The organism is Undibacterium paludis (assembly GCF_022568815.1).
Taxonomy (GTDB): domain Bacteria; phylum Pseudomonadota; class Gammaproteobacteria; order Burkholderiales; family Burkholderiaceae_D; genus Undibacterium.
In genome coordinates this window covers 280,065-299,768 of sequence record NZ_JAKZHX010000007.1, presented here as the reverse complement: position 1 = coordinate 299,768, position 19,704 = coordinate 280,065, and the positions used below count along the sequence as shown (strand labels likewise).

The 19,704-nt window shown below is 53.1% G+C and carries 15 protein-coding genes; all 15 read left to right on the top strand.

Annotation, left to right across the window (positions count from 1 at the left end):
- Positions 1-64 precede the first annotated feature (64 nt).
- The 15 genes from LZ463_RS14065 (at position 65) to ftsA (ending at position 19,655) form a co-directional block, all read left to right on the top strand.
- Positions 65-3,226 carry a bifunctional diguanylate cyclase/phosphodiesterase gene (locus LZ463_RS14065; protein WP_241456436.1) on the top strand — a complete coding sequence of 1,054 codons (3,162 nt, stop codon included), beginning with the start codon at positions 65-67 and terminating at the stop codon, positions 3,224-3,226.
- Positions 3,227-3,773: 547 nt separating this feature from the next.
- Positions 3,774-4,202 carry a division/cell wall cluster transcriptional repressor MraZ gene (gene mraZ, locus LZ463_RS14060; protein WP_241456435.1) on the top strand — a complete coding sequence of 143 codons (429 nt, stop codon included), beginning with the start codon at positions 3,774-3,776 and terminating at the stop codon, positions 4,200-4,202.
- 9 nt (positions 4,203-4,211) lie between these two features.
- Complete coding sequence (gene rsmH / locus LZ463_RS14055; protein WP_241456434.1) at positions 4,212-5,171, top strand: 16S rRNA (cytosine(1402)-N(4))-methyltransferase RsmH; 960 nt, start codon at positions 4,212-4,214, stop codon at positions 5,169-5,171.
- Positions 5,168-5,443: a cell division protein FtsL gene (gene ftsL, locus LZ463_RS14050; protein WP_241456433.1), complete on the top strand. Its 276-nt coding sequence runs from the start codon at positions 5,168-5,170 to the stop codon at positions 5,441-5,443. Before rsmH ends, ftsL begins: the two co-directional genes overlap by 4 nt.
- A complete protein-coding gene (locus tag LZ463_RS14045) occupies positions 5,440-7,203 on the top strand; it encodes a peptidoglycan D,D-transpeptidase FtsI family protein (protein WP_241456432.1) in 1,764 nt (587 codons plus the stop codon). Before ftsL ends, LZ463_RS14045 begins: the two co-directional genes overlap by 4 nt.
- Positions 7,203-8,729 (top strand): UDP-N-acetylmuramoyl-L-alanyl-D-glutamate--2,6-diaminopimelate ligase, encoded by a 1,527-nt coding sequence (locus LZ463_RS14040; RefSeq protein ID WP_241456431.1) that lies wholly within the window; start codon positions 7,203-7,205, stop codon positions 8,727-8,729. Before LZ463_RS14045 ends, LZ463_RS14040 begins: the two co-directional genes overlap by 1 nt.
- Before the next feature lie 8 nt (positions 8,730-8,737).
- Entirely contained in the window at positions 8,738-10,138 is a 1,401-nt protein-coding gene (locus LZ463_RS14035; protein ID WP_241456430.1) for a UDP-N-acetylmuramoyl-tripeptide--D-alanyl-D-alanine ligase, read from the top strand.
- A gap of 1 nt (position 10,139) precedes the next feature.
- Complete coding sequence (gene mraY / locus LZ463_RS14030) at positions 10,140-11,309, top strand: phospho-N-acetylmuramoyl-pentapeptide-transferase (protein ID WP_241456429.1); 1,170 nt, start codon at positions 10,140-10,142, stop codon at positions 11,307-11,309.
- 90 nt (positions 11,310-11,399) lie between these two features.
- Positions 11,400-12,914 carry a UDP-N-acetylmuramoyl-L-alanine--D-glutamate ligase gene (gene murD / locus LZ463_RS14025; protein ID WP_241456428.1) on the top strand — a complete coding sequence of 505 codons (1,515 nt, stop codon included), beginning with the start codon at positions 11,400-11,402 and terminating at the stop codon, positions 12,912-12,914.
- Positions 12,914-14,131, top strand: a complete 1,218-nt coding sequence (ftsW, locus tag LZ463_RS14020; RefSeq protein ID WP_489686114.1) for a putative lipid II flippase FtsW — start codon at positions 12,914-12,916, stop codon at positions 14,129-14,131. The genes murD and ftsW overlap by 1 nt, the downstream gene beginning before the upstream one ends.
- A complete protein-coding gene (gene murG / locus LZ463_RS14015; protein WP_241456427.1) occupies positions 14,128-15,219 on the top strand; it encodes an undecaprenyldiphospho-muramoylpentapeptide beta-N-acetylglucosaminyltransferase in 1,092 nt (363 codons plus the stop codon). The genes ftsW and murG overlap by 4 nt, the downstream gene beginning before the upstream one ends.
- Positions 15,216-16,601, top strand: coding sequence for a UDP-N-acetylmuramate--L-alanine ligase (murC, locus tag LZ463_RS14010; protein ID WP_241456426.1), 1,386 nt, complete (start codon positions 15,216-15,218; stop codon positions 16,599-16,601). Before murG ends, murC begins: the two co-directional genes overlap by 4 nt.
- Positions 16,602-16,622: 21 nt before the next feature.
- On the top strand, positions 16,623-17,585 hold the full coding sequence (locus LZ463_RS14005) for a D-alanine--D-alanine ligase (protein WP_241456425.1): 963 nt from the start codon (positions 16,623-16,625) through the stop codon (positions 17,583-17,585).
- A 46-nt stretch (positions 17,586-17,631) separates the two neighbouring features.
- On the top strand, positions 17,632-18,426 hold the full coding sequence (locus LZ463_RS14000) for a cell division protein FtsQ/DivIB (protein WP_241456424.1): 795 nt from the start codon (positions 17,632-17,634) through the stop codon (positions 18,424-18,426).
- A complete protein-coding gene (ftsA, locus tag LZ463_RS13995; RefSeq protein ID WP_241456423.1) occupies positions 18,423-19,655 on the top strand; it encodes a cell division protein FtsA in 1,233 nt (410 codons plus the stop codon). The genes LZ463_RS14000 and ftsA overlap by 4 nt, the downstream gene beginning before the upstream one ends.
- Positions 19,656-19,704: the final 49 nt, after the last annotated feature.

Sequence of the window (19,704 nt, the reverse complement as noted above, 5' to 3'; positions counted from 1 at the left end):
CGTACCGTATGGTAAAAAAACCGACGCTTTATCTAACTAGTGCAAATGCATGGAGAATGGCGGCTTGAGAAAAGAGCATGATGTGCCTATTGTGGCATTCGTGTTTTGTATCTGCCTGATCGCAGCGGCGATTATAGGGCAGAGTTGGTGGTCGATTGCACAGGACAAGGCACTGACCATCAATGCCGCCCAGGAGCAGAACTTTCTCGCTGTACGTATACTGGAAGAGCACGTCAGCGAAGTCATGCGCAGTGCCGTGCAGGTGATGAGTGTGGCCTCCGAAGAGGTCGTTTCGGAAACACGACTATTGCCATCCGAGGCCAGGGGAATAGAACGCATTCTCAGCATGCAGAGACAGGAATCGGCATCGATTTACGCCATTTCCATCTTTGATCTGCAAGGCAGGCGGCTGGCGTATAGTCAGCTTGGTAGTGCCGATGTCTTGGCGCAAGACCTGAATCACATCAAATACCTGTTAGACCAGCCTGCCGACAACAAGCTTGTGCTTGGGAAAACTTTCCAGACCAGTGAGAATGGCGGCTGGGTTTTACCCATCGCCAAAAGCATTCTTGACAAGGATGGCAAGCGTGTTGCGCTGATCCAGGCCGATATTCAACTTCGGTATCTGTACGATTTCTATGAGCGTGTTGCACTCGGCAGCGGCGCAAGCATCGCCTTATATGATGAGTCTGGTAAAAAACTGGCCGGCGCCCGTGCCGCGACGGATGCCGGTGATGCCGATTTTTCAGCGACCGTGGTGGGATCCATGGTCCATAGCAAATCCAGCGAGGGTGTTGTTCGTGACGAACCCAGAAATGGCAGCAACTGGTTGATCAGCTACCGTAGAATCAGCGACTTCCCCCTGACACTGGTGTATTCGAGAGAGACCAGCGTCATACTGGCAGACTGGAATGCCAGGGTGACGCAAAAAATCATGGTGACGGCCATGACGGCAACTTTCATATTGATACTGGCGATATTGTTGTTATGGCAAATTCGCCACTTGCGCGATTCCAGAAACCGGCTGGAGGCCAGCGAGAGCCGCTATCGCCTGTTATATCAGGGGGCGCAAGATGCCATTTTGCTGATAGGACGTAACTACACCTACGTCGATTGTAATCCTGCAGCCGTTGCCTTATATGGCGCCAAGTTCGCGGATGAAGTGATAGGACGCAAGGTAGGCAGTTTCTCCCCCAGTGTGCAATCGGTCGCCGGTCATGCAAGCCAGGACAGGGATGTGCTGGTGGCCACCCTGATAGATCAGGCGTTTCAGGGCCAGCCACAGCGCTTCGAATGGGCGACGCTGCGCAACGGGCAGATACAATACAACGAAATTTCCCTGGTTCGTGTCGAAGTCGAAGGTGAAATGCTGCTGTTTTGCGTGGAGCGCGACATTAATGCCCGCAAATATACAGAGCTGCTGATGGCGGGCCAAAACCGTCTGTTGAAATTGATTGGCAGTGATGAAGAATTGACGTCCATCCTGGAGGCAATCTGTCAGTTTGCAGAAAAACTCTGTCCGCACTGGTTTTGCGGCATACAGTTACTGGCAGAAGACCGGCGCAGTTTTGCCCAGGCCGCCGGCGAACGCTTCCCTGAAGTCTTGGGTACGCAAATCCCCGGTATGATTGTCACGCATGGTAACGGCATCTGGTCTGAGGCAGTCCTGAGCGCGCAACAGGTGTGGCTGACCGAGTTCTTGCAGGCACCGGCGATGCAGTTCGTGAATGGGGTTGAGACTCTGGCAAGCTACAGTTCATGCGGGGCCTGGCCGATTGTTGGCCGCAATGGGCAGTTGCTCGGCAGTTTTTGCCTGTTTTCACGGAGCGGGATGGCGTTGAGCGAAAAGGACCTTGGCCTGATCCGCATAACAGTCGACATTGCCGGGATAGCCATAGAAGGCCGCCGTTCGGAAAAGAAAATCCTGCAACTGGCGCATTATGACGAACTCACGGGTTTGCCAAACCGTTTCCTGTATAACCAGCATCTGGCACGTGCACTGGCAGTGGCAGAGCGCAACCGCAGCCAGCTGGCCGTGCTTTTCCTGGACCTGGACAGATTCAAGAATATCAACGACACCTTTGGTCATGATGAAGGTGACAATGTCTTGCGCACGGTGGCCCGCAGTTTTCGCCATTGCCTGCGTGAATCTGACATCATCGCCAGGATAGGTGGTGATGAATTCATACTCCTGATTGATCAGTTTGACGAGCCGCGTGATCTTGGCGACGTGGCCGACAAACTCCTGTTTGCTGCGGCCCAGCCTTTTGAAATTGACGGGCAGGAATGCCAGCTCAGCGCCAGCATCGGTATCGCCACTTTCCCTGTTGATGGCAAGGATGCACAGACCCTGCTAAAGAACGCTGATATTGCCATGTACCGGGCCAAGAACAAGGGCAAGGACAATTACCAGTTCTACGCATCGGAAATGAATGTCCACACCGTAGAGCGCCTGGCCTTTGAGGCAAGGCTGCGCAAGGCGCTTGAAAGGCGGGAATTCGTCGTCCATTACCAGCCCAAGCTCGATGTCATGACCGAGCGTATCGTCGGTGCCGAAGCACTGGTGCGCTGGAATCATCCCGAACGTGGCTTGCTTTACCCGGTAGAATTCATTGGCCTTGCAGAAGAAGCCGGCCTGATTGCCCGCCTGGGCATGCTGGTGCTTGATATTGCTTGCCGTGATATTCTCAGTTTCCGTCATGTCGACAAGGATTTTGGCAGGGTTGCCATCAATCTGTCCGGCGCACAGTTCAATGACGCGCACATGCTTGATGAAGTCAAGAGCGTGGTTGATTTCTGGCGCGTTCCTGCCAACTCCATAGAATTCGAAATCACGGAGAGCATGGTCATGCACAACCGTGAGCAGGCGATACTGCTGATGGATGGCCTGAAAGAGGCGGGTTTTACCCTGTCCATTGATGACTTCGGGACTGGCTATTCTTCGCTTGCTTACCTGAAGCGCTTCCCTGTCGACAGCGTCAAGGTCGACCGTTCCTTCATCAAGGATATACCGGATGATCCGAATGACACTGCCATTGTGCTGGCTATTGTAGCCATGGCCCATACCCTGGGTATCAAGGTGATTGCGGAAGGAGTGGATTCGGCAGTGCAGCTGGAAACCCTGCGAGATTGCGACTGCGATGAATTCCAGGGCTTTTACTTCAGCAGGGCAGTCGCCGATAAGGAGTTCCAGCAGTTGTTGCGGCGTCAATACCGGTATCGATGAGATACAGTCAACATCTTGCAAAACTTGCCAATTTCGCTTGTATTGCCTTTATCTGAAGTCAATATTGCGAGCCAATATTTGATTGCAGGCAGGGAAAAACCGCCCCGTCTACCAGATTTTCAGCGATAATCTGGCCCCTGATTCATCACCGTCTGACCATCATAGTTTATCAATTGACACTACAGTAGTTAAAAAGCAGCAAATTCCTCTTTCCTGCAGGCATTTCCCTCAAGTCTCCACGCCAACAACAAATCGTTTTTGGTCAAACACATGGTTATACGTGAGACGCTACTTTCACTAAGTTCTGTAAGTGCCTAATTTATCAGGGTAATTTGTCTGCGACTAACCTCAAGTAGTTGCGCTAAGTCATTGACTTCATTAGATAATTTCCAAATTTACTCATCGAATACGCTTGACCACGGTCAAGTCATCCTCTAAAGTGGGCAATAGTGTGAAAAAGTGTAATTTTGTGGAATAAATCAACAGTATTCGCTTACATTTCATACTTGGCCAGTCAGACAGAATTTCAGGAAAAAAGGTAGACAGCGTGTTCCAGGGGGCGTCCTCACTCAATCTCGATGCAAAAGGCAGGATGTCCATCCCTGCCCGGCATCGTGACGCGCTCAATGTCCAGTGCGAAGGCCGGATTACCCTGACCCGCCATCCGGATGGTTGCCTCTTGCTGTTCCCACGCCCGACCTGGGAATCCCATCGCGAACAAATCGCCGCCTGGCCCATTCAGGCACGTGACTGGAAACGTATCTTTCTTGGCAATGCCTTCGATGTTGACATGGATAGTGCCGGCCGCATTCTGGTTGCACCTGAGTTGCGCAATGCTGTCGGCATGCAGCGCGATGTGATGCTGCTGGGCATGGGCAGTCATTTCGAAATCTGGGATGCGACCAAACTGGCTGAAAACGAAGCGAAAGCCATTGCTGGCGGCGCTCCTGATGTCTTAAACAATTTTTCTTTCTGATCGCGGGCAATGAGTATTCAGCAAGCGGCAGATTTTACGCACCAGACAGTGCTGTTGCATGAGGCTGTAGATGCTCTCGGCATCGCTGGCCAGCGTGCTGGCGGGATATATGTGGATGGTACCTTTGGACGCGGTGGCCACAGCCGCCTGATCCTGTCGCAACTGGCTGCCAATGGCCGCCTGATTGCGTTTGACAAGGACACGCAGGCGATAGCCAGCGCAGCTGAAATCAGTGATCCGCGTTTTCATATCGTGCATGACAGCTTTGCAACGATGGCAGCAGCCCTGCCTGACTGTGGCGTGAACAGGGTTGACGGTATTTTGATGGATCTGGGCATTTCTTCACCACAAGTGGATGATGCCAGCAGGGGCTTTAGCTTCAGGGCTGATGGTCCGCTTGACATGCGTATGGATACCACGCGTGGCATATCGGCGGCCGACTGGCTGGCGACTGCCGATGAAGAGCAAATTACGGAGGTTATAAGAGATTATGGGGAAGAACGGTTTGCTTTTCAGATTGCAAAGGCGATTGTTGCTCGCAGGAAGACAGACGCCATTCGTGGAACACGACAGCTCGCAGAAATCGTCGCACACGCCGTCAAAACTCGCGAGAAGGGTAAAGACCCGGCAACTCGCACCTTTCAGGCTATACGGATTTTCATCAATCAGGAGCTTGAAGATCTCGAAATAGGTCTGGCGGCTGCTTACGACGCGCTGGCGCCATATGGACGGATGTCGGTCATCAGCTTCCATTCGCTGGAAGACCGTATCGTCAAACAGTTTTTTGCCTCAAAAGTGAAGGTGGCGCAGCCCGACCGGCGTTTGCCGATACGGCATCTTGACCTGCCGCAGCCAAAAATGCGTTTGCTTGATCGCATCAAGCCTTCGGAGGCTGAAGTGAATGCCAATCCGCGTGCCAGGTCAGCCATCTTGCGTGTGGCAGAACGTTTACCCGAGGTGGCGGCATGAGCACACGGCTGAACATCATCCTGGCGACGGCGCTGATTGCCTGTGCGTTGTCGCTGATCAATTCGCAGTACCAGGCCCGTCGCCTGTTCATCGAGCTGGAGCGTGAACAAAGTTTGAGCAAGCAGTATGACTTGCAGTGGACACAGCTGAAACTTGATCAATCCACCTATGGCAAGCATGCAAGGATAGAAGCAACTGCGACACGTGAATTGAACATGGTCGCCGTTACCCCTGAACGTACACAGTATCTGAAAGCAGTGGAGGCAAAATGAGCAGGTCAGCCACTACCTCACGTACAGCCGCTGCACGCGGCGTCGCCTTTTCATCGAACCCCATACTCGATGTCAAGCTGCCGACCTGGCGTTCCCGCTTCATCCTGTTTTTGCTGTTTGCCGCTTTCCTGGCCTTGATCGCCAAAGCACTGTATTTGCAAGGCTTTAGTACACCTTTCCTGAAGAAGCAAGGTGAAAACCGTTACGCACGTACGCTGGAACTGCCGGCCACGCGTGGCAAGATCACTGACCGCAATGGCCAGGTGCTGGCTTCATCTGTGCCTGTCAAAGCTATCTGGGCGATACCAGAGGATGTGCTGGAAGCGCCAAAAGAAAAAATCCAGCAATTAGCCAGGTTGCTGGATATGAGTGAAGCGGAGTTACGCAAGAAGCTTGATTCTGACCGTCAGTTTGTTTACCTGAAACGCCAGGTTGAAGCCGATGTGTCTGACAAAATTGTGGCGCTGGCCATACCAGGCATAGAAACCCGCAAGGAATACAAACGTTTCTATCCTGAAGGAGAAGTCATGGCCCATGTGGTTGGCTTCACCAATGTGGAAGACGTAGGACAGGAAGGTATAGAGCTGGCATCGGAAAAAAACCTGGCGGGCAAGACCGGGAGTCGCCGTGTCATCAAGGACAGGCTTGGCCATATCGTCGAGGATATACAGGCCGTGCGCGAACCGCATGACGGCAAGGACCTGACACTGTCGATAGATAGCAAAATCCAGTATATCGCCTACACTCACTTGAAAGAAGCGCTGGAAAAACACAAGGCCAAGGCCGGCGGTGCGGTGGTGCTGGATGTGCAAACCGGTGAAGTGCTGGCGCTGGTGAATTTGCCTACCTATAACCCGAATGACAGGTCGGTGCTGACTGGTGCGCAATTGCGTAACCGTGTCATGACCGATACCTTTGAGCCTGGTTCCACCATGAAGCCAGTGACAATAGCCCTGGCACTGGAAACTGGCCGCGTCACACCTGATACCGTTTTCCAGACCGCGCCCGGCGTCATGGCCATAGGTCCGAACCTGATACATGATGCCCACAAACAAGGCTCACTGACAGTCGCGCAGATCATACAAAAATCTTCGAACATCGGCACTGCAAAAATAGCCTTGCAAATGCCACCACAAGAAATGTGGGAAATGTTCACTACCCTGGGCTTTGGTCAGCAACCCAAATTCGGTTTCCCTGGTGCGGTTGCCGGGCGCCTGCGTAATTACAAAAATTGGCGTCCGATTGAGCAAGCCACGATGAGCTATGGCCATGGTATCTCGGTATCGCTGATACAGATGGCGCGTTCTTATATGATCTTTGCCAGGGATGGTGACATGATTCCGCTGACTTTCCAAAAGTCGGCTGAAATGCCACATGGTTCACGTGTGATTTCTGAAAAGACGTCAAAACAAGTGCGCCAGATGATGGAAACGGTGACCGAGCCTGGTGGTACTGCGCCACAAGCGCGTATTGCCGGTTACCGTGTTGCAGGCAAAACAGGTACTGCCCACAAGAATGAGGGTGGCCGTTACGTGAATAAATATCTGCTTGATTTCATTGGTTTTGCTCCCGTTTCAAATCCGCGTGTCATTGTGGCGGTGATGGTGGACGAACCAACGGTTGGTGGACACTTCGCAGGCCCTGTAGCAGCACCGGTATTTGCGGCAATTATGGCGAATGTTTTGCGCTCACTCAATGTGCCGCCGGATTCCAACGTCACCAGCATTATTCCTGAAGAAGGTGTACAGGAAAGCATGTAATGAAACAGAAAAATACAATGATAGTAGCAATACTGGACTGGCTGAAGCAGCATGCGCCGAATGCGCAACTGCGCTCAGATTCCCGCTCCATACAAACCGGAGATGTCTTCTTCGCACTGCGCACCTCCAATACCGATGGTCGTGCACATATCGCCCATGCAATTGTCAATGGCGCAGTTGCTGTCGTCTATGAGGCTGATCATTTTGTTTGGGATGAGGCACTCCGTACGCCTCATCTGGCGGTGGCAGATTTGCAGGAAGTTGCTGGCCACGTTGCCCACGCCTGGTATGGGCAGGCTGAACAGGCCTGGTTCAATGTCGCCATTACCGGCACCAATGGCAAGACATCTTGTTCACAATGGATAGCCAAGGCCCTGTCTTTGAATGGCACGCCATCTGCCGTGGTCGGTACTCTTGGCATAGGCCAGTACCGCAATGGCGTCATAGGTCAGCTGGCAGAGACCGGTTACACCACACCGGACGCTATCGCCCTGCAGCAGAAAATCGCAGAATTGAATCGTGATGGCGCCCAGGCATTGGCGATCGAGGCTTCATCGATAGGTCTGCACCAGGGACGCTTGAATGGCTTGCATTTTGATGTGGCGGTGTTGACGAATCTGACGCGCGATCATCTCGACTATCATGGCGATATGGCAAACTATGCTGCTGCCAAGACCAGACTGTTTGAATGGCAGGATCTGGGTACGGCTGTCATCAATCTTGATGACGCTTACGGGCTGGAACTGGTCGCGCACATGCAGGTAAAACAGTCAGCCACAAGAATCCTGGGCTACAGCCTGGACAAGAAAGATTTCCCCGGGCTGGATGTGCTGGTCGCCAGCAACCTGAAAACCAATCATGCCGGTACCAGCTTCCATCTTGATTCACCATTCGGTTCCGGCCTGGTCAAGACCCAGCTCATAGGCAAGTTCAATGTCAGCAATATTTTGGCGGTACTCGCCGTGTTGCTGAGCAAGGGTATCGCGCTGAGCAAAGCCTTGTCCATCATAGAAAAACTGACGCCCGTACCTGGCCGCATGCAATTACTGGGTACTGCTGGCCATGTGATGGTTGTCATTGATTATGCCCATACACCGGATGCGCTGGAAAAAACCCTGGAAGCCCTGCAACAGGTGGCGACAGAGCGCAACGGCAAGTTGTGGTGTGTGTTTGGCTGTGGTGGTGACCGTGATCCGGGCAAACGCCCGCAAATGGGCAAGATCGCCGAGCAGGCGCAGCATGTGGTCGTCACCAGCGACAACCCGCGTACTGAAGACCCGACACAGATTATCCAGGACATTCTGGCTGGAATGACCGGTGCGCCACAGGTCATCGAAGACCGCGCCAATGCCATCCTGTATGCAATCAAGCATGCAGATAATCATGATGTGGTTCTGCTGGCCGGTAAAGGTCACGAGACCTATCAGGATATCAAGAGCAAGAAATGGCCCTTCTCTGATGAAGAGCATGCGGCCCTGGCGCTGGCCACCGTGGCAACCAGCGGCAATATGAAGAGGGGCAGCTGATGCGAGCCATGCAATTCACTCTTCAAGACTTGCTGGGTACAGTCAACAACGCACAAATGACGGCGAATGCCGAGGTGCGCGGCTTAACTACCGACAGTCGCAAAGCTGGTGCTGGCGATGTATTTGTCGCCCTGCGTGGTGAACAATTTGATGCGCATGACTTTTTGCCCCAGGTAGCCGCTGCCGGTGCTGCTGCCGTTATTGCAGAAAAGCTTCCGGCAGGGTTCACATTGCCAGCCTTGCTGGTGCCGGATAGCAAGATGGCCCTGGCTGAAGTTGCACGTTTCTGGCGTCAGAAGTTTACCTTGCCTGTCATTGGCGTGACTGGCAGCAATGGCAAGACCACCGTCAAGGAAATGATTGCATCCATCCTGGCAGCAGCATTCGGTGCAGATGGCCGTCTGGCGACTACCGGCAATCTGAATAATGAAATCGGCGTACCGCTGACCATCATGCAATTGCATTCAGGCCATCAGGCAGCAGTCATCGAAATGGGCATGAACCATCCAGGCGAAATTGCCTTGCTGGCATCTGCCGCCAGGCCGACTGTGGCGCTGGTCAACAATGCCCAGCGTGAACACCAGGAATTCATGCAGACCGTGGAAGCGGTAGCAAGAGAAAATGGTGTCGCCATACAAAGCCTGCCTGACGATGGCGTGGCGGTATTTCCTGCTGGTGACGAGTACAGCGCCTTGTGGCAATCCTTTGCGTCTGAGCATGGCCAGCGTAAAACCCTGACTTTTGGTTTGACTGACGATGCCGATGTGCATGCCACTTATCAGCCCAGCGTGTTTGGCAGCGACTTGCAAGTGAAACTGGCAGGGCGGGACTTGGCCATTCGCCTGCAGGCGGCGGGTCAGCACAATGTCTTGAATGCGCTGGCTGCTGCGGCATGCTGTCACGCAATTGGTGTCAGCCATGAAGCCATCGTCAGTGGCCTGGAAAATTTTGCACCGGTCAACGGCCGGCTGCAGCGCAAGCAGGCGGCATGTGGTGCTACGGTGATAGACGACAGTTACAACGCCAACCCTGATTCTGTCCGTGCCGCGATTGACGTCCTGGCGCAGATAGCCGGTGACACCATCTTGGTGTTGGGCGATATGGGGGAGGTTGGCGATAACGGTGCACAATTCCATCAAGAGATTGGTGAATATGCACGTCAGCGTGGCATCAAACAATTGTTGCTGCTGGGTGATCTGGTTACTCACACAGCGCTGGGTTATGGCGAGGGTGCCCGGCACTTTGCTGACATTGATAGTTTGCTTAACGCCCTGGACAGTTGTGTTCAGGCTGAGACAACGGTGCTGGTCAAGGGTTCCCGCTTCATGAAGATGGAAAGAGCCGTTGCTCACCTGGTCACACCGGGCGGTACAAATACATTACAACAAAAAATAATAGGGAATCACTAGCATGTTGCTCTGGTTGGCTGAACTTTTCAAGCAAGATATTGGCTGGCTGCGCGTCTTCGGGTTTATTACCTTTCGCGCAGTATTTGCCACGATGACGGCCATCTCAATTGGTATTTTTGCTGGTCCTGCGGTGATTCGCATGTTGACCAGACTGAAGGTAGGGCAGGCTGTGCGTACGTACGGCATGGAAACCCATCTGGTCAAATCCGGCACTCCGACCATGGGCGGCGTTTTGGTACTGATCTCTATCGGTATTTCCACTTTGCTGTGGGCTGACCTCAGCAATCGTTTTGTCTGGGTGGTGATGATCGTCACTCTTGGTTATGGTGCAGTCGGCTGGGTCGATGATTACCGCAAGGTGGTCTATAAAGACCCTGAAGGCATGCGTTCGCGCGAGAAGTATTTCTGGCAATCACTGGTCGGTCTGGTTGCTGCTTTTTACCTGGCGTTCTCGGTTTCTGCTCCAAGCAATTCCAAGGTGCTGGAATTGTTCATCGCCTGGGTACAATCGGGCTTCAGCATGGATTTGCCGCCCAAGGCTGATTTGATCGTGCCTTTCTTCAAGACGGTCAGTTACCCGCTTGGCGTTTGGGGTTTTATCGCATTGACGTATTGCGTCATCGTCGGCACCAGCAATGCCGTCAATTTTACAGATGGTCTGGACGGCCTGGCAATCATGCCAACCATCATGGTCGGTTCGGCACTGGGCCTGTTTGCCTACCTGACCGGTAACGTCGGCTATGCCAAGTACCTGTTGATACCGCATATCCCTGGTGCTGGCGAGTTACTGATCTTCTGTGGTGCGATGGCGGGTGCGGGCCTGGCTTTCCTCTGGTTCAATGCGCATCCGGCTCAGGTGTTCATGGGCGATGTCGGCGCGCTGGCCCTCGGTGGTGCGTTGGGTACGGTAGCTGTCATCGTCAGACAGGAAATTGTCCTGTTCATCATGGGCGGTATTTTCGTGGCCGAGACCTTGTCTGTGATGCTGCAGGTCGGCTACTTCAAATATACAAAGAAAAAATATGGCGAAGGTCGTCGTCTGTTGCTGATGGCGCCCTTGCATCACCATTTTGAGAAAAAAGGTTGGAAAGAAACCCAGGTCGTCGTGCGTTTCTGGATCATCACGATGTTGCTGGTGTTGATAGGTTTGTCTTCTTTGAAGTTGCGTTAAAAATCAAGTTCAGAGCAGTAAAAGATCAGTAAAAAGATCAGTAAAAAGATCAGTAAAAAGATCAGTAAAAATAAGGTAGAAGCAGAGCTTATGGATTTTTCGGGTAAACATGTGCTGGTTTTGGGCCTGGGTGAGACAGGTCTGGCGATGGCGCAATGGCTGCTGCGCGCTGGCGCCCACCTGCGTGTTGCAGATACCCGCGAAGCACCAGAGAGGTTGCCGCAATTGCAGGCGCTGTCAGGTCAACCAGGACAGATAGAATTTATCGGCGGCGCTTTCACCGGTGCTTTGCTTGATGGCATGGATGTCATGACTGTCAGCCCTGGGCTTTCACCCCAGCGTGAATTGCAGGAACTATTACCGGTTGCGGCCGACAAATCTATCCCGGTATGGGGTGAGATTGAATTGTTTGCCCGGGCGCTGGTCACCTTGAAGGCTGAACGCGAATATCAGCCCAAAGTCATTGCCATCACTGGTACCAATGGTAAAACAACGGTGACCAGCCTGACGGGTTTGCTGGTTGAACGCGCCGGTTTGACGGTTAAGGTGGCCGGTAATATCAGCCCTGCCGTACTGGATGTCTTGCGTGAATGCCTGGATCAAGACACTTTGCCCCAGGTCTGGGTGCTGGAATTGTCGAGCTTCCAGCTCCATACGACACATAGCCTGCAAGCTGATGTGGCAACAGTCCTGAACATCACCCAGGACCATCTGGACTGGCATGGCAACCTGCAAGCCTATTGTGCTGACAAGGCACGCATTTTTGGCGAACAGACTTTGCAGGTCTTGAACCGCGACGATGCGCAGGTCATGGCGATGGCAAAATCGCATGGCAACGTTATCAGCTTTGGGGTTGATGCCCCCAGGCAGCTTGGTGACATGGGTTTGCTCAATGAGCATGGCATGGGCTGGCTGGCTACCGCCAACCCGGCTGAGGACGCACCTGTCGTGACCAGCAGCCGTCGCAAGAAAAAAGAAGTGGAAGAAATTGCCACTATCGTCACACGCCTGATGCCAACTGATGCATTGCAGATTCGTGGTCAGCATAATGCGGCCAATGCCCTGGCGGCCCTGGCTTTGTGCCGTGGCATAGGTTTGTCGTTTGCCCCTTTGCTGCACGGCCTGCGTGATTACAAAGGTGAACCGCATCGTGTCGAGCAGGTCGCTACCATTGCCGATGTTGATTACATCGACGACAGCAAAGGGACCAATGTTGGTGCTACCGTCGCTGCCCTGAAAGGACTGGGACAACAATCCGATGCCTTGCACAAACGCATCATCCTGATTGCCGGTGGTGAAGGCAAGGGCCAGGATTTTTCACCGCTGGCTGATCCGGTGGAGCGTTACACCAAGGCTGTTGTCCTGATAGGCAAGGCCAGGGAAGAATTGCAACAGGCACTGGCAATCACGGCAGTACCTTTGCATGACGTGGCAACCCTGGAAATAGCAGTGCAGGCAGCATCTGAACTGGCAACAGAGGGTGATATTGTTTTGCTGTCGCCCGCTTGCGCCAGCCTCGATATGTTCCGCAATTATGCACATCGTGCCCAGGTGTTTGTTGATGCAGTGCGTGAGATTGCCCTGGCACGCGGGGAGGTTTGCTGATGCGCCAGCTCTTGCTGCCACTGCAAAGATGGTCGCCATTTGGCAGCCCGCCGGTCAGTACCAACCTGGTCAGCCGCTCCAAGATGATGGACTATGACCAGCCGCTGGTATGGGTGACCATCATCCTGATGCTGTTTGGCATGGTGATGGTGTATTCGGCCTCGATCTCACTGCCTGATTCACCGAAATATGCAAACTACAAGAATTCGCATTTTCTGGTACGTCAGGCCATTTTCGTGATTGTCGCCCTGATTGCCGGCGCCCTGGCTTTTCGTATACCGGTCGCCGTCTGGCAAAAATATGCGCCTTACTTTTTTGTAGCCACCCTGATATTGCTGGCGGCAGTGCTGATCCCGGGCCTGGGTAAAGGTGTGAATGGTGCCAAACGCTGGCTGTCTTTCAAGGTCCTGAATCTGCAACCATCTGAATTGATGAAGCTGTTCATGGTTCTGTATGCTGCTGACTATACCGTGCGCAAACAGGAATACATGCACAAACTGACCAAGGGTTTCGTACCCATGCTGATGGCGGTAGGCGTGGTTGGTTTGCTGTTGTTGCTGGAGCCTGATCTGGGTGCTTTTGGCGTGATCGTCTGTATCGCCATGGGCATCCTGTTTTTGGGCGGTATCAATGGCATCTGGTTTGGCGGTATTGCTGCCACCCTGGTTGGTATCTTTACCATGGTTATCGTGCTGTCACCATGGCGTCGTGAACGTATTTTTGCCTACCTCAACCCTTTTGAAGAAGATAATGCCCTCGGCAAGGCATATCAACTCACGCACTCCCTGATTGCTTTTGGGCGCGGTGAGATATTTGGTGTTGGCCTGGGTGCCAGCGTACAAAAACTGCACTATTTGCCAGAAGCACATACAGATTTTCTGCTGGCTGTCATCGGCGAAGAGCTCGGCTTCGTTGGTGTACTGGTGGTGGTGTTGCTGTTTTACTGGTTGCTGAAACGCGCTTTTGAAATTGGCCGTCAGGCGATTGCCCTCGACCAGACCTTTGCCGGTCTGCTGGCCAAGGGCATCGGTATCTGGATAGGTGTACAGGCTTTTATTAATATGGGTGTCAACCTTGGTTTGTTGCCAACCAAGGGTTTGACCCTGCCTTTGATGAGTTATGGTGGTTCTGGCGTGATGATTAATTGTGTAGGTCTGGCGATATTATTGCGTGTGGATTATGAAAACCGTGTGCTGATGCGTGGAGGCCGCGCATGAGTCTGCCAGTTCAAATCCGTCAAAAGACTTTGCTGATCATGGCAGCCGGTACCGGTGGTCATATCTTCCCTGGCCTGGCGATTGCCGACATCATGCGTGAGCGTGGCTGGCAGGTCAGCTGGCTGGGCACACAAATCGGCATGGAAGGACAGATCGTCCCCAAACACAATATTGTCATGGACAATATTGATTTCTCCGGTTTGCGCGGCAAGGGCTGGTCGCATACGATCAGCGGTGCTTTCAAGCTGCTCAAGAGTTTTTTCAGCTGTTTCAGCATTATCGGTCGCCGTCAGCCAGATGTGGTGCTGGGGATGGGCGGTTATGTGACCGTGCCCGGCGGCATGATGGCGGCCTTGCGCGGCAAGCCTGTGGTGTTGATGAATGCTGATGCAGCCTTGTTGTTGTCGAACAAGGCTTTGCGCCCTTTCGCCAGTAAATTATTGTTTGGCTTGCCATCTTCAACAGTGACTGCTGACCAAAAAACTGCAGTCATCGGTAATCCCATACGCAAAGAAATTTGTGAATTGCCAGTACCTGCAAAACGTTATGCCGGACGTACAGGCCCTTTACGCATACTGGTGGTCGGTGGCAGCCTGGGCGCCAAGGTGCTCAATGATGGCGTACCACAGGCGGTAGCCCTGATGCCTGCAGAGTTGCGTCCGCAAATCACGCACCAGTCTGGCAAGCAGCATATAGAGGCCTTGCGTCAAAGTTATGCAAAAGCTGGTGTGCAAGCCGAAGTACTGGATTTCATCGATGACATGCCGCGTCGTTATGCCGAGGCTGACCTGGTGATATGCCGTGCCGGCGCCATTACCGTATCTGAACTGACTGCTGCCGGTGTGGCCAGCATACTGGTACCCTTCATGGCGTCGAGCACGTCCCACCAAAAGGCAAACGCACAGTGGATGGCGAGCCAGAAAGCCGCTATCCATCTGCCACAAACTGAATTAAGCCCGGCACGGCTGGCAGAACAATTACAAACACTGGACAGAGCACAATGCCTGGCGATGGCGGAAACTGCCTATGCCCTTGGGCAGCGCGAAGCCAGTGCGAACATCGCCCACATTCTGGAAGCATTAGCATGAAACACAAAGTAAAACACATCCATTTTGTTGGCATAGGCGGCTCAGGCATGAGCGGTATCGCCGAAGTCCTGTTGAATCTCGGTTATACCATTTCCGGTTCTGATCTCGGTAGTAATGCTGCCTCGAAACGTCTGGCGCAACTTGGCGCAAAAGTCATGCTGGGTCATGCAGCTGAGAATATAGATGGCGCTGACGCTGTGGTGACATCCACCGCTGTCAAGGGTGATAACCCGGAAGTCATTGCTGCACGCGCCAGACATATCCCCATTGTGCCACGCGCGATGATGCTGGCTGAACTCATGCGCCTGAAAAGCGGTATCGCCATCGCCGGCACTCACGGCAAAACGACCACGACCAGTCTGGTCGCCAGTGTCCTGGCGCAAGGCGGGCTTGATCCGACTTTTGTCATCGGTGGCTTGCTCAACAGCGCCGGCGCCAATGCCAAGCTCGGTAGCGGTGATTTCATCGTGGCAGAGGCCGATGAATCTGATGCTTCCTTCTTAAACCTGTTGCCGGTGATTGAAGTCATCACCAATATCGATGCTGACCATATGGAAACCTATGGTCATGATTTCGCGCGCCTGAAGCAGGCTTTTATTGAATTTACCCAGCGTCTGCCATTTTATGGTGTTGCCGTGTTGTGCCTGGATGACGCCAATGTGCGTGAAATCATGCCTTTTGTTTCCAAGCCTATCGTGACGTATGGCTTCCATGAAGATGCTGATGTACGGGCGATTGATGCCACCGCATCAAGTGGCAAGATGCATTTCACGGTAGTGCAAGATGGCTATGAGAACATGCAGGTCAGCCTGAACCAGCCTGGCATGCACAATGTGCAAAATGCCTGTGCGGCAATTGCGATTGCCCGCGAGGTCGGTGTCAGTGATGAGGCAACACAAAAGGCCCTGAGTGAATTCAACGGCGTGGGTCGTCGCTTTACCCGTTATGGTGAAATCGCCCTGGCGGCGGGAGGTACTTTTGCCCTGGTTGATGACTATGGTCATCACCCTGTGGAAATGGCAGCGACATTGGCGGCGGCGCGTGGCGCCTATCCTGGCCGTCGTCTGGTGCTGGCTTTCCAGCCGCATCGCTATACCCGTACGCGTGATTTGTTTGAAGATTTTGTCCGAGTGATTTCCAGTGCAGATGCGGTGGTGCTGGCAGAAGTCTATGCCGCGGGTGAAGCGCCGATACTGGCGGCTGATGGTCGTTCCATGGCCAGGGCCCTGCGGGTGATGGGCAAGGTTGAACCGGTATTTGTCGAAGACATGCAGGAAATGACCGAAAGTATCTTGCGGGTATTGAAAGACGGTGATGTCGTCATCGTCATGGGGGCAGGTTCCATCAATGCTGTGCCGGCAAAACTGGCTCAGTCTGTGTGATAGTTAAGTGATCAGATCATCATGAGCGAATTGAATTTGAAATCTCTGGGCAAGGTGGGCGTACTGTTTGGCGGCCGCTCGGCGGAACGTGAAGTTTCCCTGATGTCAGGCAGCGGTGTCTTGCAGGCATTGAAAAGCAAGGGCGTCGATGCGCATGGCTTTGATACGGCAGAACGCAGCATCGCCGAACTGGCAGCAGAAAAATTTGACCGTGTATTTATTGCCCTGCACGGTCGCTATGGTGAAGACGGCAGTCTGCAAGGAGTGCTGGAACAATTGAATATCCCTTACACCGGCAGCGGCGTGATGGCGTCAGCGATTGCCATGGACAAGATTTTTACCAAGCGCATCTGGCAAACCTATGGTTTGAGCACGCCAGCTTATGCCGTGCTGACGCCAGATACCGAGTTGCGCCGTGTGCCCGATGATCTTGGACTGCCGCTTATCATCAAGCCGCCACATGAAGGTTCTACAATAGGCATCACCAAAGTCAGCGGATACTCAGGCATGCAGGAAGCCTATGCCCTGGCGGCCCAGTTTGATGATGTGGTGCTGGCAGAAGAATTTGTCGAAGGACGTGAGCTGACCGTGGCGGTGCTGGGCAAAGGCGCCCAGGCCTATGCCTTGCCGATTACTGAAATCGTTGCACCTGACGGTAATTACGATTACCAGAACAAGTATTTTACGGACGATACCCAGTACATCTGCCCGGCAGTGCTGGAGCAGGATTTGACCGATACCATACGCAAGATGGCCGTCGACGCCTATCGTGCCCTTGATTGTGAAGGTTGGGCGCGTGTCGATGTGCTGTTGCGCAAGACAGATAACAAGCCATTTTTGCTGGAAATTAATACATCCCCTGGTATGACCGGCCATTCGCTGGTGCCCATGGCGGCCAAGGCGGTTGGTATCAGTTATGAAGACCTGTGTGTGGAAATCTTGAAGACAGCCAGTTTGAAGATCAAATCTGAAGCAAAGAAGTAAATAAGAAGTAAGCAGAGTAAATAACAGTAACAGGCAAGAGCAAACAATGTGGCATGACACCAAGCTGATGAACAATACTGCCAACGCCCTGTTTGGGCTGGTATTGTTCATGTTGCTGCTGTCTGGCGTATGGTGGGTGATACAGCGTCCGGTATTTACCCTGCGTGTGATCAAGGTTGACGCAGTGAATGTCGGCAGCGATGGATCGGGTCTGAGACATGTCAACCCGCTGACCATCAGGAATACGGCTTTACCCAGAATCAGGGGCAATTTTTTTACCGCCAATCTTGATGCAGTACGTGCCGCGTTTGAAGCAGTACCCTGGGTACGTCGGGCCAGTGTGCAGAGAGAGTGGCCGAACAAGCTCATCGTCACACTGGAGGAACATGTGGCATTGGGTACCTGGGGCGAAGACGGACGCCTGATTTCTGTCAAGGGTGACGTATTTACCGCCAATCTGGCGGAAGCAGAGGATGATGCAGACCTGATTGCCTTGAACGGGCCAGAAGGTAGTGAAAAAGAAGTATTGGCGCAGTATCTGGAATTTAAAAACTGGTTTGCAAAAATCAATCTGGCACCGGAATCAGTCAATTATTCCAGCCGCTATGCCTGGGGTCTGAAACTGAACAATGGCATGCAGGTGGAATTGGGCAGGGTGCAGGATGCCAATACGCTCAAGAGCAGGGTGGACAAATTGATGCAGGTCTACCCGCAATTGCTGGCCAGTTTGCAGGACAGTATTGAAAATGTGGACATGCGTTATCCGAATGGCCTTGCGCTCAGATCGAGCCATAGCAATATCGGGTTGAAAAAGCAAACAAAAGCAAGTGGAAAGACATGACAAAAGACGCTAAAAATCTGATCGTTGGTCTCGATATCGGCACCTCTAAAATTGTGGCGGTCGTGGCAGAGGTCATGCCTGACGGCCGACATGAAGTCATCGGCCTGGGCCAGCATGAGTCAAAAGGGCTGAAAAAAGGCGTCGTCGTCAACATTGAAGCCACTGTCGAATCGATACAGCGTGCGCTGGAAGAAGCTGAACTGATGGCTGACTGCAAGATCCGTAATGTCTATACCGGCATTGCGGGCAGTCATATCCGCAGCTTTAATTCCAGCGGCATGGTAGCGATCAAGGATAAAGAAGTCACCGCAGCTGACGTCTCGCGTGTTATAGAAACTGCCAAGGCTGTCAATATCCCGACTGACCAGCAATTGCTGCACACGCTGCCGCAGGAATTCATCGTCGATAGCCAGGATGATGTGCGCGAACCGATAGGCATGAGCGGCATACGCCTGGAAGTCAAAGTGCATATTGTCACCGGTGCCGTGTCTGCGGTACAGAACATTGTCAAGTGCGTGCGTCGTTGCGGTCTGGAAGTGTCTGACCTGATACTACAGCCGATGGCGTCCGCTGAAGCCGTGCTGACCAAGGATGAAAAAGAGCTTGGCGTCGTATTGATCGACATCGGCGGCGGTACGACAGATGTGGCAGTTTTCAGTGAGGGGGCAATACGTCATACCGCGGTGATACCGATTGCTGGTGACCAGATCACCAATGATATCGCCATGGCTTTGCGTACGCCGACGTCAGAAGCAGAAGAAATCAAGGTGCGTTTTGGTGTCGCCAAGCAGGTACTGGCAGACCCGGCCGATACGCTCGAAGTGCCAGGCCTGGGTGATCGCGGCCCGCGTTCTTTGTCGCGTCAGGCACTGGCCGCCGTGATTGAGCCGCGTGTCGAGGAGTTGTTTGCGCTGGTACATCAGGTCGTGCGCGAATCCGGTTATGAAGATGTGCTGTCTTCAGGCATCGTGCTGACAGGCGGTTCTGCCGCCATGCCAGGCATGGTCGAAATGGCGGAAGACATCTTTTTGAAGCCGACAAGATTGGGCATGCCAGCGTACAGCGGGCAATTGGCAGACGTTGTGCGCAGCCTGCGTTACGCCACAGTTTTGGGGTTGTTGTTGGAAGCGAAGAAGCAGTATTTGCGCGGCCATTTGGTCACTCGGCAGGAAGGATCGGCCAAAGCAGTCTGGCAACGCATGAAAGAGTGGTTTTTAGGGAATTTTTAGCTTGTATTTTGTATCTAAATTGGTGTAGTCATTTTATAATAGTTCGATA

Coding starts and splice junctions, on each gene's coding strand:
- LZ463_RS14045 (WP_241456432.1), top strand. CDS start 5,440: ATGAGCAGGTCAGCCACTACCTCACGTACAGCCGCTGCACGCGGCGTC.
- ftsA (WP_241456423.1), top strand. CDS start 18,423: ATGACAAAAGACGCTAAAAATCTGATCGTTGGTCTCGATATCGGCACC.
- mraY (WP_241456429.1), top strand. CDS start 10,140: ATGTTGCTCTGGTTGGCTGAACTTTTCAAGCAAGATATTGGCTGGCTG.
- ftsW (WP_489686114.1), top strand. CDS start 12,914: ATGCGCCAGCTCTTGCTGCCACTGCAAAGATGGTCGCCATTTGGCAGC.
- rsmH (WP_241456434.1), top strand. CDS start 4,212: ATGAGTATTCAGCAAGCGGCAGATTTTACGCACCAGACAGTGCTGTTG.
- murC (WP_241456426.1), top strand. CDS start 15,216: ATGAAACACAAAGTAAAACACATCCATTTTGTTGGCATAGGCGGCTCA.
- LZ463_RS14035 (WP_241456430.1), top strand. CDS start 8,738: ATGCAATTCACTCTTCAAGACTTGCTGGGTACAGTCAACAACGCACAA.
- murG (WP_241456427.1), top strand. CDS start 14,128: ATGAGTCTGCCAGTTCAAATCCGTCAAAAGACTTTGCTGATCATGGCA.
- LZ463_RS14005 (WP_241456425.1), top strand. CDS start 16,623: ATGAGCGAATTGAATTTGAAATCTCTGGGCAAGGTGGGCGTACTGTTT.
- LZ463_RS14040 (WP_241456431.1), top strand. CDS start 7,203: ATGAAACAGAAAAATACAATGATAGTAGCAATACTGGACTGGCTGAAG.
- murD (WP_241456428.1), top strand. CDS start 11,400: ATGGATTTTTCGGGTAAACATGTGCTGGTTTTGGGCCTGGGTGAGACA.
- LZ463_RS14000 (WP_241456424.1), top strand. CDS start 17,632: ATGTGGCATGACACCAAGCTGATGAACAATACTGCCAACGCCCTGTTT.
- ftsL (WP_241456433.1), top strand. CDS start 5,168: ATGAGCACACGGCTGAACATCATCCTGGCGACGGCGCTGATTGCCTGT.